This window comes from Polaromonas sp. (assembly GCF_030680935.1).
Taxonomy (GTDB): Bacteria; Pseudomonadota; Gammaproteobacteria; order Burkholderiales; family Burkholderiaceae_C; genus Polaromonas.
Genome location: NZ_JAUXUP010000056.1, coordinates 17,901 through 32,202, shown reverse-complemented (window position 1 = coordinate 32,202; position 14,302 = coordinate 17,901). Strand labels below are relative to the sequence as shown.

The following is a 14,302-nucleotide window of genomic DNA, read 5'->3' as shown; positions in this document are numbered from 1 at the left end:
TTCACGGCGCAAGCGGAATCAGCCGCCGTGCTCCAGCGTGAAGCCCGCATTGCGGTCCTGCCCAAGCCGCGCCACCATCTGCGGCAGTGCGGCCTGTAGCTCGGCCTTGAGCGTGTGCGGCGGGTTGATCACAAACATGCCGCTGGCCGGAAGGCCGGGACGCACGACATCACCCGCATCGTCCGTGGTCAGCTTGCTGGACTTGACCGTCAGTGTGGCATTGAGCCAACTGCGGCCAGCCTTGGTGGCCATGGTTTTGAGCTTGCGCGGCAAATCATGGGCCTCGGGACGCGGAATGACCGGGTACCAGACCACATAGGTGCCCGTGGCAAAACGCTTCACAGCGTCTGCCATGCAGGCTGCCACGCGGGCGTAATCGGTCTTGATCTCGTAACTCGGATCGCACAGCACCATGGCGCGGCGCGCTGGCGGCGGCAAAAAGGTTTTGAGTACCTCGAAGCCGTCTTCGCAGGTGACGCTCACCTGCCGGCCCACACCCAGCTGCGCGATGTTGCCGGTCAGCGACTTGAAATCGGTCGGGTGCAGCTCGAACAGCTTGAGCTTGTCGCGGCCGCTGAGAAACTGTTGTTCGATAAAGGGCGAGCCCGGGTAAATCTTCAGATGTGCCGCATCGCCGCTTTCGGCCAGCTGCGGGTTCAGGCGGTGCAGCAGGTCCACATAGTCTTGCAGCGCTGGGGCCAGGGCCTCGTTGACCGGCGGTTTGGAGCTCGTTGGCTTGCGAGTTGCTATGGTCTTGATAGCTGCTTGCGCAGATGGTACCGGGGCTATAGCCTTGTTTGGCATGGAAAACAGGCGGAAAACACCGTGTTGTGCCTCGCCGCTGGTCTCGGTGTAGTCGCCATCCAGGCGGTAAAGCCCGGCGCCGGCGTGGGTGTCGATCACGGTCAGTGCCGTGTCCTTCTGGGTTAAATACTTCATCAACGCAATCAGCGTGGTGTGCTTGAGCACATCGGCGTGGTTGCCGGCATGGAAGGCGTGGCGGTAACTGAACATGGGGCTATGTTAACGGGCAGGGCCTTTTTGCCCGAAAAAACGACTCCGTCCCTCAGTTTGACCTTGAAATTACGCCAAAAAGCGCGTTTCCGCGCCTCTTTCCGCAGCCGGGGCCGGTTTTATTGGCGCGCCGTCCCCGATATTTGTATAATCGAGGGCTTCGCAGCGAATGGCTGGCCCCGCGGCGAAGCTTTGAACACCACCTAAGAGGTTTCCATCAGAGAAACGCCGACCGTGGAAAAGGGCTGCTCAAACCAACTTTTGAAAAGTAAACCATGACAACTTTCAGCGCAAAACCCGCTGACGTGGTGCATGAGTGGTTTGTGATTGACGCGACCGACAAGGTCCTCGGACGAGTAGCCAGCGAAGTTGCTCTCCGTTTGCGCGGCAAACACAAGGCCATTTATACGCCTCACGTCGATACCGGTGACTTCATCGTCATCATCAACGCAGCCCAGCTTCGTGTCACCGGCGCCAAGTCGACCGACAAGATTTACTACCGCCACTCGGGTTACCCCGGCGGTATCTCGGCAACGAATTTCCGCGACATGCAAACCAAGTTCCCGGGCCGCGCCCTGGAAAAAGCCGTCAAGGGCATGCTGCCCAAGGGCCCGCTCGGTTACGCCATGATCAAAAAACTCAAGGTGTATGGTGGTGCAGAGCACCCGCATACCGCCCAACAGCCCAAAGTGCTTGAAATCGCAGCTTTATCGAACGGGGTGGCCAAATGATTGGTGATTGGAACAATGGCACCGGCCGTCGCAAATCCAGCGTCGCCCGTGTGTTCATCAAAAAGGGCACTGGCAAGATCACCGTCAACGACCGTGACATCCAGACCTTCTTCGGCCGCGCAACCTCGATCATGATCTGCAAGCAGCCGCTGCACCTGACCAACCATGTCGAAACTTTTGACATCATGGTCAACGTCCACGGCGGTGGTGAGTCCGGCCAGGCCGGCGCGATCCGCCACGGCATCACACGCGCGCTGATCGACTACGACACCACACTCAAGCCGGTGCTGAGCCAGGCCGGGTTTGTGACGCGCGATGCGCGTGAAGTCGAACGTAAAAAGGTCGGTTTCCGCTCGGCACGCCGCCGCAAGCAGTTCAGCAAGCGTTAATACGTTTCTGCAGTTTCCGAATAAGCCGTCCGGTTTGCGCCTGGCGGCTTTTTTCATGGCCGCGCGCTGCGTGCTGCCAGATGCAAGCCCTTACCGCACTTTACGAGGCACGGGCAGGGCGCGCCTACGATCTGCGTGCACAATGCACCCTCCTGAAATAAAAACCGCAGGCTCTGCCTTTTGAAGTTCCGACTGTTTCGCCGCCGCCTGACCATCAGCTCTCCGCGCATGGCCATTCGCAGTGCCTTGCCCTGGCCTCTGCGCTGGGCGATGGGTGCAGTGATGCTGGGGTTTTCCGCCGCCATCGCACTTTGGACGTTTGAGCTGGGCGTCAGCATCGCCGGGCTGGACCGGGACGCCAAGCTCGAATTGACCAAGCTGCGCGAGGAGGTAGCCGCGCTGCGAGCCGAGCGTGACAAATCGCAGTCGATTGCCAACATTTCCGGAAGCCTGCTGACCGCTGAAAAGGCCGCACAGGAAAAAATGATGGTCCAGATCAAACAGCTGGAAGCCGATAACCGCCTGCTGCGTGATGACCTGGGTTTTTTTGAAAAGCTGCTGCCTGCAGGCGGCGCAGAAACCGTCGCCATACGCGGTCTGCAGGCGGAAACCCTGTCTGCCATGCAGCTCAAGTGGCAGGTACTGGTGATTCAACCAGTGAAGGACGCACCGGTTTTCAACGGCAAACTCGAGTTGACACTGGGCGGGACGCTGGCCGGCAAACCCTGGACCGCCGTATTGCCCGCTGGCGGGCAGCCGCTGCAGTTCAAGCAATATCGCCGCATGGAAGGAGTGCTCGACCTGCCCCCCCTTGCCGTGGTAAAAACAGTCACGGCCAAAGTCATTGAAGGAACGGTCGTCCGCTCGGTGCAGACGCTCAAGCTCTGACCGCCATTTCCCAACACAGGATTTGTCATGTTCGGTAAAAAAACGCAACCCCCCATCAAGAGCCTGATTGCCGAGGGCAGCTGTATTGAAGGCAACCTGAAGTTCACCGACGGCTTGCGCATTGATGGCGAAGTGATCGGTGACATACGTGCCAACGAAGGCAGCCCCAGCATTCTCGTGATCAGCGAGTCGGCCTGTGTGACCGGCCACATCTATGCCGACCACGTCATCATCAATGGGCGGGTCATGGGACCGGTACATGCGGTCGAGCTGCTCGAACTTCAGCCCAAGGCCAAGATTCAGGGTGATGTGGCTTACAAAGCGCTTGAAATGCACCAGGGCGCCGTCATCTTTGGACAGTTGCGGCCCATCAACCACGAAGTCGGCGACAAGCCCTTGCTCAAGCTCGCTGCCAACAACGTTGAAAGAGTGCGCGACGAGGGCTCGGTCAGCGGCTTTGGACGCCTGTAGGCCAATTTCTAAGCCTGCATGCGCCTTGTGGTTGATCGAAGTGCTGTACCATGAATCGGTTAAATTGACCGAATTGACTGAATTGTGAAGAACGGAGACTCCCATGAGCGCAGTTGCTGAAAACATCCAGACCCAGATGCCGGACCCCTTTGTCTTTACCGACAGCGCGGCGGCCAAAGTGGCGGACCTGATTGCCGAAGAAGGCAACCCGGATCTGAAACTGCGCGTGTTTGTTCAGGGTGGCGGTTGTTCCGGCTTCTCTTACGGTTTCACGTTTGACGATATCACCAACGAAGACGACACCACCATGACCAAAAACGGGGTGTCGCTGCTGATCGACGCGATGAGTTACCAGTACCTGGTGGGCGCAGAAATTGATTACAAGGACGACCTCGAGGGCGCCCAGTTTGTCATCAAGAACCCCAATGCGACCAGCACCTGCGGCTGTGGCTCCAGCTTCTCGGCCTGAACCTGATACGGCTTCTCCGGAAGCGCATAAAAAAAGGACCTTCGGGTCCTTTTTTTATGGCCGCTGCTCAAGGTGAGGCCAGTGAGCGACCGTGGGGGCCCGGTAGAGGGCGCCCAGCACACGCGGACCGCTGGCCCCGGTGACGGCCGCCAGGTTGCCGGGCCGCTGCTCGTGCCAGGCCTGTGCCAGCCAGGCAAACGCGGCGGCTTCGACTTGCAACGGCGGCAGGCCGCGGGCAGTGGTGGCTTGAACGGAAATCCGGGGCAGGGCGCTGGCCAGTTGCCGCATCAGCTCGGCATTGAAGGCGCCGCCGCCACACACGAGCAGCTCCGTGCTGTGCGGCGCGTGGCGCAGCAGGTCGCGCGCGCAGGCTTGTGCAGTGAGCGCGGTGAGTGTGGCCTGTATGTCCTGCGGCCTGTTGCCTTCAAAGCCATTGAGTTGAACGGCAAGCCAGGCGGGGTTGAAGAGATCACGTCCGGTGCTTTTGGGTGCTGCCTTGGCGAAGTAGGGTTCAGCCAGCAAAGCGGTCAACAAGCCGGTAAGCACCTGGCCCGATGCGGCCCAGGCGCCTGAAGCATCGTAGGGCTGGCCGGTGTGTTTCAGACACCAGAAGTCCATCAGGGCGTTGCCGGGCCCGCAATCAAAACCTGTCGCGGTAACCGCGGGTTGCGCGGTGCTGGCGGGCAACAAGGTCAGGTTGCTGATGCCGCCTATATTGAGAACGGCAACGGCGTGATCAGGCCGGGCAAAAACGGCGTGGTGAAAGGCCGGCACGAGCGGCGCGCCTTGTCCGCCAGCGGCCAGATCGGTGCTGCGGAAGTCAGCGACCACATCCAGCCCGGTGAGCTCGGCCAGTAGCGCCGGGTTGTTCAGTTGCAGGGTGTAGCCGGCCGTGGCACCGCCGCTCAGCGGGTCGTCTGCAAACTCTTGTGGGCGATGGCGCACGGTCTGGCCATGCGCACCGATGGCGCGAATTCTGTCAGGTTGAATGCCTTGCAATGAGGCTTGGGCCAGCAGCGCCTTCACCACCCTCGCATACAGCAGCACCAGCTGGTTGGCCGCCAGCGCAGCGCGGTGTAATTCGTCAGCCCCGGGGGTGTTGAGCGCCAGCAGCTCGGCCTGAAAAGCGGGCGGGAAGGGCGTGGATGCAGACAGCAGGACCTGCGGTACAGCACCCGAAAGATCCACCAGAACGCCATCTGCACCATCGAGCGAGGTGCCGGACATCAATCCGATGTAGTAATCAGCCATGCGTCATTTTGCCGCATGGGGGCGGCGCCCCTGAGCCGGCCCCGGCTACTCTGCGCGCAGTTGGGTGGTGTCTGCTGCCGCTTGTAGCTGCTGCTTCACCTGGCCAGCCAGCTGGCGAAACTGCGCCAGGGCCGAAGCGGAGACGGGCACTGTGTCGTTTTGTTTGGCAATCGTCATCGGGTCCTGATGCTGCCCGTTGACGCGGAACTCGAAGTGCAAATGCGGGCCGGTGGCCCAGCCCGTGGAGCCCACTGCGCCCAGATCCTGGCCCTGGCTCACGCTTTGGCCCTGGCGCACGCCGATGCGGCTTAAATGCGCGTAAACGGTGGTGTGGTTGTTGCGGTGTTTGACAAACACGACGTTGCCAAAGCCGCCTTGAACGCCAGCGAACTCGACCACGCCGTCGCCGACGCTGCGCACAGCGGTGCCGGTGGGTGCGGCATAGTCCACCCCGAGGTGGGCGCGCCAGGTTTGCAAAATCGGGTGGAAACGCATCTTGAAGCCGCTGCTGACCCGCGAAAACTCCATAGGTGATGCCAGGTAGGCGCGGCGCAGGCTCTGGCCGTCCAGGGTGTAATAACCGCCCTTGGCCGCTGTGGCACCCGCCATCGGCTGCGTTGCCGTCGGATCACGGAACCACATCGCCTGCAGCGTTTTGCCGTTGTTGACAAATTCGGTGCTCAGCACCCTGCCGGTGCGAAGGGCCTCGCCATCGGCTTCCAGCGTTTCATAAACCACACTGAAGCGGTCACCCTTGCGCAAGGCACGGTGAAAATCGATGTCACCCGAGAAAATTTCTGCCACTTGTACGGCCACGGCATCCGGGATGCCGGCCTCGTCGGTCGCTGCAAACAGTGAGCTGCGGATGACTCCGCCTGCAAGCTGGGTTGAGCGGCTGTACGGGGCTGTTTCCACGCGTGAAGAAAAATGGTTGTTGGCATCGCGCTCGACCACCAGACGTGTGAATTTTTCTTCGTCGTCGGTGGCCCAGCGCACGCTCAGCTTGAGCAATTGGTTGCTGTCGGTCGCCTCGACTGTCACATTTTTGCCGGGGCGTCCGAGCAGTGTCAGGCGGCCGTTGGCATCACTGCGCAAAAAAGCAGCTGCTGCGGTGTCGTCGATATTCAGGCGCTTGAGCAGGGCGTCGACGGTGTCGGTGCTACGCGTGGTTTCGCTGCGGAACAGCGTGAAGCGGAAACTGCTGAGGGCGTCGGTCTGCGCTTCGGTCGGCAGGCTTTGCACGGCTTCCAGAACCTGACGAACCGGCAGGTCGGCCGCGTCCGGTGCAAGCGGGGCGACTCCGAAAGCGGTGACGCCAGTACCCAGCAACAGGGCTGCGAGGGTGCCGGTGACTCGTTTGGGATGGCGGCGAAGGAGGCGGGTGACTGCTTGCAGTCCGTACACTAGATCGTTTTTGATCAAAACTGGCGTTCCCAACTTGGCTAGGCTTCAGGCGACAGCAGCAGCCTGACAGCGACGGATGAGGGGATGACCGGCCGGCAAAATCACCAGGCCAGTCAACAACTTAGAATCGGTTTGCAATTTACAGGCCATCTCTTGCTTGGCCCCGTAACGGCAGAACAGCGAGTATATCTGTCAGACAACTGCCCGACCTGTGAAAAACCCTTATGAATCAAGCGCTTGTTACAAATTATCCGGTGACTGACCGTGTCAGGGACGCCCTGGCGGTGTCGTTGCGGGGCTGTGAAGAGCTGATTCCTGAAGGCGAATGGCTTAAAAAGCTGGCCCGCTCCGACGCCACCGGCACGCCGTTGCGCATCAAATTGGGGCTGGATCCGACCGCACCTGACATTCATGTCGGACATACGGTGGTACTGAACAAAATGCGCCAGTTGCAGGATTTGGGGCACACGGTGATCTTTTTGATCGGCGACTTCACCTCGCTGATTGGTGACCCGTCCGGGCGCAACACCACGCGGCCACCACTGACGCCAGAGCAGATCAAGGTCAACGCCGAGACCTATTACCGACAGGCTTCGATGGTGCTGGACCCGGCGCGTACCGAGATTCGCTACAACAGCGAATGGAGTGACCCGCTGGGCGCGCGCGGCATGATTGCCCTTGCCGCCAAGTACAACGTGGCCCGCATGATGGAGCGCGACGACTTCAACAAGCGCTTCAAGGCCGGCCAGTCGATCAGCGTGCATGAGTTTCTTTACCCGCTGATGCAGGGGTATGACTCGGTGGCGTTGAAGAGCGACCTGGAGCTGGGTGGCACCGACCAGAAATTCAACCTGCTGATGGGACGCCACCTGCAGGTCGAGTATGGCCAGGAGCCACAGTGCATTTTGACCATGCCGCTGCTCGAAGGGCTGGACGGCGTGGAGAAGATGTCCAAGAGCAAGAACAACTACATCGGCATTTCAGAAGACGCCAACACCATGTTTGCCAAGGTGCTGTCGATCTCTGACGTGTTGATGTGGAAGTGGTACACGCTGCTCAGTTTCAAAAGCGAAGCCGATATTGCGGCGCTCAAAAAGGAAGTCGAGGCCGGCCGCAACCCCAAGGAAGCCAAGGTGGCGCTGGCCAGGGAGATCACCGCGCGCTTCCATTCAGCTTCCGCCGCTGACGCAGCGGAACAGGATTTCATCAACCGCAGCAAGGGCGGCGTGCCGGACGAAATTCCTGAAATCAGCTTGAGCGGCGCTCCTCTGGGCATTGCCAGCCTGCTCAAAATGGCAGGCCTGGCCACTTCGACCGGCGACGGCAATCGCCTGATCGAGGGTGGCGGAGTGCGCGTGGACTCCAGCGTGGTCAGCGACAAGGCTCTGAAGCTGTCTGGAGGGGTTTATGTGGTGCAGGTTGGCAAGCGCAAGTTTGTGCGTGTGACGTTGGGCTGACAGACCTGTTTCTTTAGCGGCCGCCTGCCTTTTCCAGCATTTGCACCATCGCGCCATAACCGCGTGACCTGGCCAGCTGCAGGGGTGTGTTGCCCTGCCGGTCGGTCAGTTGCAGATTGGCACCGGCTTCAATCAGTGCCCGCAGGGTTTTTTGGTGCCGTGGGCCACCGTCGCCGAGCACGACCGCTTCAATCGCTGCCGTCCAGTGCAGGTTGTTCACATGGTCCAGCGGCGCGCCCGCGGCAATCAGCTGGCGCACCACCCCGTCGTGGCCCAGATGCGCAGCGGCAATCAGCGCGGTGCCGTCGTAGCGGCTGGTGACTTGTCTGGCGCTGGCGCCCAGGGCCAGCAGCACCCTCAGCGTCTCTTCGTCGTCGGCCACCGAGGCGATGGTGACGGCGTCGTAGCGGTCCTTGTCCAGCAAATCGATGTTGGCACCTGCCTTTACCAGCGCGCGAATGGCGTTGCGCTGTCTGGCGAAGGTCGCAACATGCAGCGGTGTGCGGCCATTGCCGTCGCGGGCATTGAGATCGGCTGTGGTGGCAATGATTTTTTCAATCTGAGTCACGTCGCCCCGGTGTGCGGCTGCGTGCAGGCCCTGGTAGGCGGCCACTTCGGCGGCATGCGGAGCCACCTGGGCCGCAGCGGGCAAGGCAGCCATGAAACCTGGCCCGCAGGCTGCAGCCAGCACCAGATGTTTCAGCGGCGCAAACAGGGGACGGGGGATCAACTTCATGGCTGGTTCTCCTGACGTGTTGGTGGGGCTTACTTCAACTGGTCCTTGACTTTTTCCAGTGCGGCCACGGCACACGCTTCGTCGAGGTGGCCACCGGGCGCGCCACCAACACCCACAGCGCCAATGGTTTCACTGCCGACTTTGATGGGCATACCGCCGCCCAGCAGCAAGAAGCCCGGAATGTCGGTCAGATTGGCGGCGGCGGGGTTTTTCTGCGCGCCTTCCATCATTGCCAGCGTGTTGTTTTTGGCAGAAGCGGAGGTAAAGGCTTTTTGCAGGCTTGCTGCCAGCGTGTGTGGCCCGGCGTTGTCGGCACGCTGCACGGCGCGCACCGTACCGGCGCGGTCCACCACCGTGACCCCCACGGCATAACCATTGGCCGTGCAGGCCGCGACAGTCGCGGTGGCAATCTGGTTGGCCAGATCAAGCGACATGTTCTTCTCGGTGCGCACGCTTTGCGCCGAAGCCGCCGTGGCGACGAGGGACAGACAAAGGACCGAAGCCTGGATGATGTGGCGCATGGGTTGTTCTCCTGATGTTGCTACGGTTCAATCAACCGTGGGAGAACTTTAAAAAATCGCGGGCCTGCAGGCTATTCGTAGCGCTACGCGCGCGGCTCGGTACAACTACGGAGCGCCGCCCCGCCCTTCCAGGGTCAGGGCTCGATCTCAACCAGCGATGCGTAGTGCCGTATCAGCTGCGCCAGCGAGTCGGCCTCCAGCTTGGCAAACAGGTTGGCGCGGTGTGTCTCCACGGTACGCGGCGAGACTTCGAGGGCGCGACCAATTTCCTTGTTGGTCAGACCGGCCACAATCAAGCCCAGCACCTCGCGTTCGCGCGTGGACAGTTGCGCGTAACGCTCTTGCGCGTGACGATCGGCCTGACTGCGTTCGCGTGACTTCACATGCTGCCGCACAGCGTTTTGCAGTGCTTCGAGCAAAGCCTCGTCGTCCACCGGTTTTTCAAGAAATTCTGCGGCCCCCGCCTTGAAGGCGCGGCGGCACATCTCCACCGTTCCGTGCCCGGTCAACATGATCACTGGCTGGTCCACTCCCTGCGCCACCAGCGTCTCCAGCACGGTCAGTCCGCTGATGCCGGGCATGCGAACGTCCAGAACAATGGCCCCAACGGTCTGACGGTCAAAGCCCGCCATGAAAGCCTGCGGGTCGGCCCAGCCCTGCACACGCAGGCCCACCGTGCTGATCAGCAGGGTCAGTCCGCTGCGCACCGCCTCGTCGTCGTCGATCAGGTGAATCAGGGGTGACAGCGTGGCACCCGAACCGACGGCTCTCATGGCTTGCCTGGGGGCGCTGGCAGCGCCAGTGGCAGGGAGAGGCTGAATACCGCCCCACGTGGCGCATGCCGCCCCGCTTTCAGGTTGCCGTGCATGCCGGCCGCCAGGGTCTCGCACAGGCTCAGGCCTAAACCCAGGCCGGCCTCCCGGGTAGTGAAGAAAGGCTCGAAGATGCGGGCAAGCACCTCATCCGTCATGCCCGGACCGCTGTCGGTCACCGCCATCTCGCCCAGCCCGCCGGTTGCGCGGACCGACACCGACAGCTGGCGCTCTTTGAAGGGCACCTGTTCCAGCGCCTGCAGGGCATTCATCAGCAGGTTGTGAATGATCTGCTCCAGCGCCACCGGCTCGGCCATGACGGTGACGGAATCGGGCAGCGCATCCAATGTGGGTAGGACGTTGCGGCGCCTGAATTCCGGCTCCAGCAGATACAGCGCACTTTGGACGGCCTGCATCAGATCAACAGGCTGCAACTGCGCGGCCAGGTCTGGCCGCTCTACCGCGCGTCTCAAGCGGCTCACCACCGCTGACGCCCGGCGCGCCTGTTCAACCGCTTGCGCCATCGCACTGCGAATGGTGGGCATGTCGGAGGGGACTTCGTCCAGCAAGCGCGTACAAGCCTGGGTGTTGGCCAGCAATGCGGTCAATGGCTGGTTCAGCTCATGCGCCATACCGGCGGCCAACTCACCCATCGCATTGAGCCGCGTGACCTGACCCAGCCTCAGCAGCTCTTCCGCGCGCCGCCGGGCTGTTCGCTGGCGCAGCAGCGCCAGCCAGCCGACCAGAACCGCCGCGACCAGGGCGGCCCAGCCCAGCATCCAGGACCAGGGCAATTCGACCCAGCCGACCTGGCGCTGTGCGACGACGTCAAAAGGCTGGCTTTCTGCCGCCAGGTGTTTGCGAAAATCAAAACGCCAGCCGCCTTGCCCCAACCGGCCGGGCTGGAGCACCCAGTCCTGGCCCTCGTGCTCAATCAGTACTCGCACTGCACTGGTCTCGGGCGCCATCGGCCATTCGCTCCAGGGTACAACGGCGCGCAAATCCATCTGCAGTGCATAACTGGCCGGCTCGGCGGCCAGGACCAGGTAGTAGCGGCCACGGGCGAAATCGACTCCGGCCAGCGCGGGGCCGCGCAGGGCACGAGAGAGGGTTTCCGCCACCAGCAGGCGCGCGTCCGGCCAGGAGGCGCCGCTTTCGCGCCGTTGTACAGAAAGAATCTGTGGATAGAGCGCGCTCAGCCGTTGTTCGGGCTGCGAGCCGGGGGTTGCAGGTTGCAGCAGTGCCAGCGTGGCCATCACCGCATCGTGCTGAACGACGCGCTGGCTCAGCAGGCGGTGCACGATGCGCGCATCGGTTTCAAAGGCCTCCCGTTGGCGCGCCAGTTCGATACGCGCCAGCATCACGCAGCCCAGTGCCGAGATCAGCCCCCAGAGCAGAAGCCCGACCCAGCGGTGTTGTTGTGCCTTGAGCATCGCTGCATTTTTGCATAGCGCGCTGGGCATCGGGGACAATGGGCTGATGACGCTGCCCGCATTGCAATCCTTGAGCCCACAGCGCCTGCTCCAGGCCTCGGTGGTGGTGGCGCTGGTGACCATTGTGCTCAAGACCGGGGCCTGGTACATCACCGACTCGGTCGGGCTATTGGCCGATGCGATGGAGTCATTTGTCAATCTGGCCAGCGCGATTTTCGGGCTGGTCATGGTCACCATTGCCCAGCGGCCGGCAGATGCAGACCACCCCTACGGCCATCACAAGGCCGAGTATTTTTCATCAGGCTTTGAAGGGCTGCTCATTGTTGGGGCGGCACTGGCCATCATCTGGGCGGCGGGTCACCGGATTTTTGATCCGCAGCCTTTGCAGCAGGTGGGGTGGGGGCTGGCTTTGTCGGTGGTCAGCTCTGCACTCAATGGTTTGCTGGCCTGGGTGATGTTTGGTGTGGCTGCCAAAAGCCGTTCGATTGCCCTTGAAGCCGATGCCAGGCACCTCGTGACCGATGTCTGGACCTCGGCCGGCGTGGTGATCGGCATAGCGGCGGTGGCACTGACCGGCTGGCTGTGGCTGGATGCGCTGGTGGCGATTGGCGTGGCGCTCAATATCCTCCGGGAAGGCGTTCACTTGATGTGGCGCTCATCGCAGGGCCTGATGGACGAGGCGGTCGAGCCCGAAGTGCTGGCCGAGATCCACAAAACCCTGGCTGGCTTTGAACATGCCACCATCCGTTTTGACCACCTGAGCACACGCCGCTCCGGTCAGCGGCGCTTTGTGGATTTGCACATGCACATGCCCGGCAGTTGGTCGCTGGGCAGGGCCGCTGCCCTGCGTACCAGCGTCGAGCAGGCGCTCATGAGCGCCGTGCCTGGCCTGCGCGCCACCATCCAGCTGCTGCCCTCCGATGTGGAAGCGCATTTTGACGATGAGAGGGATTTGATTTGATCAGCGTGATCCAGCGCGTCAGCGAGGCGCGGGTGCGGGTGGGCGGCGCAGTGGTCGGTGAGATCGGCCGCGGCCTGCTGGTGCTGCTGTGTGCCGAGCGCGGCGACACCGAGTTGCAGGCAGACAAGTTGCTCGCCAAGATTGTGAAGCTTCGGATATTTGCCGACGAGGCTGGCAAGATGAACCGCAGCGTGCAGGACGTGGCCGGCGGTCTGCTGGTTGTCAGCCAGTTCACGCTGGCCGCGGATGTATCGGGCGGCAACCGGCCCAGCTTCACCGGTGCGGCGGCGCCGGACGAAGGCAAGCGGCTTTACGACTACTTTGTGACGCAGGCGCGGCAGGCCCATCCGCAGGTAGAGACCGGGCAGTTTGCTGCCGACATGCGGGTCGAGCTGGTCAATGACGGGCCAGTGACGATTCCGCTGCGCATTGATCCGCTATCAATAAAATAGCTGCTTACGCTCGTGGAATAAGGGCTGAAGCCATATTTGGCATCTGAATCTGGCGCTACCCGGCGTTTGTACGTGATGTGACGCCAACGGGGCTATCATCGGCGGGCCATGGCAGCCCGACCACGAACCATTCGCTTCTGCACTGCCGGGGATGGAACCCGCATCGCGTACTCGCGCACCGGCCACGGCCCGCCGATTGTCAAATCCTGCATGTGGCTTAACGACATCGAGTCAGAGACTGCCAGCCCGGTTTGGGGCCCGTGGATTGCCTTGCTGAACGCCGGGCATGAACTCATTGGCCATGATCTTCGCGGCTGTGGTCTTTCAGACCGGTTGATTGGCGACACCTCGCTGCCGGCATGGGTTGGCGACATGGAGGCCGTGGTGGACGCTGCGGCGCTGGAGCGTGTGGTGATCGTCGGCTTGTCGCAGGGCGCGGCAGCCGCCATCGAGTACGCAGCGCGCCACCCCGACAGAGTGGCTGGCCTCATCATTTGCGGCGGCTATGCGAAGGGCCTGCTAAAGCGCGGCGCCACCGATGCTGAACGCGAGTTGGGCGAGGCCCTGGCAAAAATGATGGAGTTTGGCTGGGGCAGCGACAACGCCGCATTCCGCCAGGTGTTTTCGTCGCGGTTTTTCCCGGACGGTACGGCTGAACAGATACGCTGGATGAACGCGCAGATGAAAACCTGCACCACGCCCGCCATGGCGGCCCGTATTCTGCGTGCGGCCTATGAGATCGATGTGTCTGCGGCGGCGCAAAGGGTCACGTGCCCGACCCTTGTCCTGCATTCAAGAATGGATGCGGTTGTGCCATTTGAGTCGGGCCGCATGCTGGCCGGGCTTGTGCCAGGTGCACGCTTTGTGCCCCTGGAGTCATGCTCACATCTGCCCATGGTCACCGAGCCGGCATGGCAGCTTCTGCAAAGCGAGGTGGCCTTGTTCCTCGAGCAGGTCGGGGCGGTGCCTGTGCGTGCTGATGTGCCTGAACTGGCCAGGCTGACGCCGCGCGAGGTCCAGGTGCTGGAGCAAATCGCCCGCGGTCGCGACAACGCGCACATTGCTGCCACGCTGGGCCTGGCCAACAAGACCATCAGAAACCACGTCACCAGCCTGTTCGACAAGTTGGGTGTAGCCACGCGCGCCGAAGCGATCGTGCTGGCCCGGGACGCGGGCCTGGGGCAAGCGCCATCGGGACTGGCGTCCCGGCCCAAATAGCGCCGAGTGCGAAATTTCGGCCGGCGGCGGGACCACTGCCTCTGGAAAGTCGACGGGTTGTTTCATAAGCTCTGGTCATGAGGATCGGCCGGCAC

The 14,302-nt window shown here is 62.0% G+C and carries 16 protein-coding genes; 9 read left to right on the top strand and 7 right to left on the bottom strand.

The window, feature by feature from the left end; translation table 11 throughout:
- Window positions 1-18: 18 nt before the first annotated feature.
- A complete protein-coding gene (locus Q8L50_RS13935) occupies window positions 19-1,014 on the bottom strand; it encodes a 23S rRNA (adenine(2030)-N(6))-methyltransferase RlmJ (protein WP_305349236.1) in 996 nt (331 codons plus the stop codon).
- 275 nt (window positions 1,015-1,289) lie between these two features.
- Between Q8L50_RS13935 and rplM the strand changes: the two genes are divergently transcribed.
- The 5 genes from rplM (at window position 1,290) to erpA (ending at window position 3,962) form a co-directional block, all read left to right on the top strand.
- A complete protein-coding gene (gene rplM, locus Q8L50_RS13930) occupies window positions 1,290-1,745 on the top strand; it encodes a 50S ribosomal protein L13 (protein ID WP_305349235.1) in 456 nt (151 codons plus the stop codon).
- Window positions 1,742-2,134: a 30S ribosomal protein S9 gene (gene rpsI / locus Q8L50_RS13925; RefSeq protein WP_305349234.1), complete on the top strand. Its 393-nt coding sequence runs from the start codon at window positions 1,742-1,744 to the stop codon at window positions 2,132-2,134. Before rplM ends, rpsI begins: the two co-directional genes overlap by 4 nt.
- 180 nt (window positions 2,135-2,314) lie before the next feature.
- Entirely contained in the window at window positions 2,315-3,022 is a 708-nt protein-coding gene (locus Q8L50_RS13920; protein ID WP_305349233.1) for a DUF6776 family protein, read from the top strand.
- A gap of 27 nt (window positions 3,023-3,049) precedes the next feature.
- Window positions 3,050-3,493: a polymer-forming cytoskeletal protein gene (locus tag Q8L50_RS13915; RefSeq protein ID WP_305349232.1), complete on the top strand. Its 444-nt coding sequence runs from the start codon at window positions 3,050-3,052 to the stop codon at window positions 3,491-3,493.
- Between the two features lie 103 nt (window positions 3,494-3,596).
- Window positions 3,597-3,962 carry an iron-sulfur cluster insertion protein ErpA gene (erpA, locus tag Q8L50_RS13910; RefSeq protein ID WP_305349231.1) on the top strand — a complete coding sequence of 122 codons (366 nt, stop codon included), beginning with the start codon at window positions 3,597-3,599 and terminating at the stop codon, window positions 3,960-3,962.
- 54 nt (window positions 3,963-4,016) lie between these two features.
- On the opposite strand, the gene Q8L50_RS13905 is transcribed toward erpA, so the two are convergent.
- Window positions 4,017-5,213 (bottom strand): anhydro-N-acetylmuramic acid kinase, encoded by a 1,197-nt coding sequence (locus tag Q8L50_RS13905; RefSeq protein WP_305349230.1) that lies wholly within the window; start codon window positions 5,211-5,213, stop codon window positions 4,017-4,019.
- Window positions 5,214-5,258: 45 nt separating this feature from the next.
- Window positions 5,259-6,617 (bottom strand): M23 family metallopeptidase, encoded by a 1,359-nt coding sequence (locus Q8L50_RS13900; protein WP_305349229.1) that lies wholly within the window; start codon window positions 6,615-6,617, stop codon window positions 5,259-5,261.
- A 224-nt stretch (window positions 6,618-6,841) separates the two neighbouring features.
- Between Q8L50_RS13900 and tyrS the strand changes: the two genes are divergently transcribed.
- A complete protein-coding gene (gene tyrS / locus Q8L50_RS13895; protein WP_305349228.1) occupies window positions 6,842-8,074 on the top strand; it encodes a tyrosine--tRNA ligase in 1,233 nt (410 codons plus the stop codon).
- A 13-nt stretch (window positions 8,075-8,087) separates the two neighbouring features.
- On the opposite strand, the gene Q8L50_RS13890 is transcribed toward tyrS, so the two are convergent.
- From Q8L50_RS13890 to Q8L50_RS13875, 4 genes are all read right to left on the bottom strand, one after another.
- Window positions 8,088-8,810, bottom strand: coding sequence for an ankyrin repeat domain-containing protein (locus tag Q8L50_RS13890; RefSeq protein ID WP_370869805.1), 723 nt, complete (start codon window positions 8,808-8,810; stop codon window positions 8,088-8,090).
- 29 nt (window positions 8,811-8,839) lie between these two features.
- A complete protein-coding gene (locus Q8L50_RS13885; RefSeq protein WP_305349227.1) occupies window positions 8,840-9,331 on the bottom strand; it encodes a heme-binding protein in 492 nt (163 codons plus the stop codon).
- Window positions 9,332-9,465: 134 nt separating this feature from the next.
- Window positions 9,466-10,104, bottom strand: coding sequence for a response regulator transcription factor (locus tag Q8L50_RS13880; RefSeq protein WP_305349226.1), 639 nt, complete (start codon window positions 10,102-10,104; stop codon window positions 9,466-9,468).
- The gene (locus Q8L50_RS13875) at window positions 10,101-11,576 is read right to left on the bottom strand and encodes a sensor histidine kinase (protein ID WP_305349225.1); all 1,476 of its coding nucleotides are present in this window, start codon (window positions 11,574-11,576) and stop codon (window positions 10,101-10,103) included. Before Q8L50_RS13875 ends, Q8L50_RS13880 begins: the two co-directional genes overlap by 4 nt.
- Window positions 11,577-11,622: 46 nt before the next feature.
- On the opposite strand from Q8L50_RS13875, the gene Q8L50_RS13870 reads away from it, so the two are divergent.
- From Q8L50_RS13870 to Q8L50_RS13860, 3 genes are all read left to right on the top strand, one after another.
- On the top strand, window positions 11,623-12,537 hold the full coding sequence (locus tag Q8L50_RS13870; protein ID WP_305349224.1) for a cation diffusion facilitator family transporter: 915 nt from the start codon (window positions 11,623-11,625) through the stop codon (window positions 12,535-12,537).
- Window positions 12,534-12,989 carry a D-aminoacyl-tRNA deacylase gene (gene dtd, locus Q8L50_RS13865; RefSeq protein ID WP_305349223.1) on the top strand — a complete coding sequence of 152 codons (456 nt, stop codon included), beginning with the start codon at window positions 12,534-12,536 and terminating at the stop codon, window positions 12,987-12,989. Before Q8L50_RS13870 ends, dtd begins: the two co-directional genes overlap by 4 nt.
- A gap of 108 nt (window positions 12,990-13,097) precedes the next feature.
- Window positions 13,098-14,207 carry an alpha/beta fold hydrolase gene (locus Q8L50_RS13860; protein ID WP_305349222.1) on the top strand — a complete coding sequence of 370 codons (1,110 nt, stop codon included), beginning with the start codon at window positions 13,098-13,100 and terminating at the stop codon, window positions 14,205-14,207.
- Window positions 14,208-14,302: the final 95 nt, after the last annotated feature.

Excerpts from the sequence above, each read along its gene's own strand:
- rpsI (WP_305349234.1), top strand. The coding sequence starts at position 1,742 with ATGATTGGTGATTGGAACAATGGCACCGGCCGTCGCAAATCCAGCGTC.
- Q8L50_RS13935 (WP_305349236.1), bottom strand. The coding sequence starts at position 1,014 with ATGTTCAGTTACCGCCACGCCTTCCATGCCGGCAACCACGCCGATGTG.
- Q8L50_RS13915 (WP_305349232.1), top strand. The coding sequence starts at position 3,050 with ATGTTCGGTAAAAAAACGCAACCCCCCATCAAGAGCCTGATTGCCGAG.
- rplM (WP_305349235.1), top strand. The coding sequence starts at position 1,290 with ATGACAACTTTCAGCGCAAAACCCGCTGACGTGGTGCATGAGTGGTTT.
- Q8L50_RS13875 (WP_305349225.1), bottom strand. The coding sequence starts at position 11,576 with ATGCTCAAGGCACAACAACACCGCTGGGTCGGGCTTCTGCTCTGGGGG.
- tyrS (WP_305349228.1), top strand. The coding sequence starts at position 6,842 with ATGAATCAAGCGCTTGTTACAAATTATCCGGTGACTGACCGTGTCAGG.
- Q8L50_RS13885 (WP_305349227.1), bottom strand. The coding sequence starts at position 9,331 with ATGCGCCACATCATCCAGGCTTCGGTCCTTTGTCTGTCCCTCGTCGCC.
- erpA (WP_305349231.1), top strand. The coding sequence starts at position 3,597 with ATGAGCGCAGTTGCTGAAAACATCCAGACCCAGATGCCGGACCCCTTT.
- Q8L50_RS13890 (WP_370869805.1), bottom strand. The coding sequence starts at position 8,810 with ATGAAGTTGATCCCCCGTCCCCTGTTTGCGCCGCTGAAACATCTGGTG.
- Q8L50_RS13860 (WP_305349222.1), top strand. The coding sequence starts at position 13,098 with ATGGCAGCCCGACCACGAACCATTCGCTTCTGCACTGCCGGGGATGGA.
- Q8L50_RS13870 (WP_305349224.1), top strand. The coding sequence starts at position 11,623 with ATGACGCTGCCCGCATTGCAATCCTTGAGCCCACAGCGCCTGCTCCAG.
- Q8L50_RS13880 (WP_305349226.1), bottom strand. The coding sequence starts at position 10,104 with ATGAGAGCCGTCGGTTCGGGTGCCACGCTGTCACCCCTGATTCACCTG.
- Q8L50_RS13905 (WP_305349230.1), bottom strand. The coding sequence starts at position 5,213 with ATGGCTGATTACTACATCGGATTGATGTCCGGCACCTCGCTCGATGGT.